The 1,122-nt window shown below is 63.9% G+C and carries 2 pseudogenes; one reads left to right on the forward strand and one right to left on the reverse strand.

What is annotated here, in order from left to right:
• Positions 1 to 374 (reverse strand): annotated as a pseudogene (locus MKK65_RS22575) (IS3 family transposase); the annotation flags it as partial.
• Between MKK65_RS22575 and MKK65_RS22580 the strand changes: the two are divergent.
• Positions 366 to 902 (forward strand): annotated as a pseudogene (locus MKK65_RS22580) (helix-turn-helix domain-containing protein); the annotation flags it as partial. The pseudogenes MKK65_RS22575 and MKK65_RS22580 sit on opposite strands and share 9 nt — an antisense overlap.
• Positions 903 to 1,122: the final 220 nt, after the last annotated feature.

A 1,122-nucleotide genomic window follows, 5' to 3' on the forward strand; every position in this document is an offset into this window, starting at 1 on the left:
GAGAAGTCGTCCGGGACCGTCGAGAGGTCGTACCAGCCCCAGCCAACGACCTTGAGGTAGGTGAAGTCCATCTGCCAAAGCTGGTTGGGCACGGTGGTCTTATCGCGAAACTCGTCGGCTGCCTTGATGACGATATGGGCCGGGCTGGTGACTATGTCCTGAGACTTGATCAACCGGTATATGGTCGCTTCCGAGCCTAAGCAGCGTCCCTCGTCGGTGATGGGCGCCGCCAGCCAACGCGGTCAGATGTCAGGCCCCTCCAGAGCCAGGGCAACGAACTGCTCCGCGGTCTCCGCAGGTAGACGGTTCGAGACCCGGCTCACGTGCTAGAGCTGCTCATTCAAGGCGTCGGGGCGCCCGCGACGGTCGGCATCCCGCGCTCGACGTTTTACCGCTGGGCCGACGACTACCAGCGCGGCGGCCCCGAGGCGTTGAATGACCATCCTTCGCAGCTGAGCCGGGTCTGGAACCGTCTACCTGCGGAGATCCGCGAGCAGATCGTTGCCCTGGCTCTGGAGGAGCCTGAACTCAGTCCGCGTGAGCTGGCGGTGCGCTTCACCGACGAGCGCCGCTACTTCGTCTCGGAAGCGACCGTCTACCGGTTGCTCAAGTCTCAGGACCTGATCACCAGCCCGGCCCATATCGTCATCAAGGCCGCCGACGAGTTTCGCGATAAGACCACCGTGCCCAACCAGCTTTGGCAGATGGACTTCACCTACCTCAAGGTCGTTGGCTGGGGCTGGTACGACCTCTCGACGGTCCCGGACGACTTCTCACGCACCATCGTCGCCTGGAAGCTGTGCACGACGATGCAGGCCAGCGACGTCACCGCCACGCTCGACCTGGCGCTGGGTGCGGCTGAGCTCGATCAGGCGTGGTCGCGGCATCACCCGCGCCTGATCGAGCACAGCCGCACCAACCGCCACGCTCGAGATGACGCAGAGTGCCGCTGAGATCGATCATGCGCGCGCGCCGGCGCAACGCCACCTGACGACCGACAACGGACCGGGCTGAGCCCCCAGCACCCCGGCCGACTTGATAGGCATGCGGGCGAGTGCCTAACACAAACGCGAACCTAGGCAAGAATGGAGGACACAACCGATTGACTACAGATACTCTGGA

Origin of the sequence: Methylobacterium sp. J-001, assembly GCF_022829565.1 — a bacterium.
Taxonomy (GTDB): domain Bacteria; phylum Pseudomonadota; class Alphaproteobacteria; order Rhizobiales; family Beijerinckiaceae; genus Methylobacterium.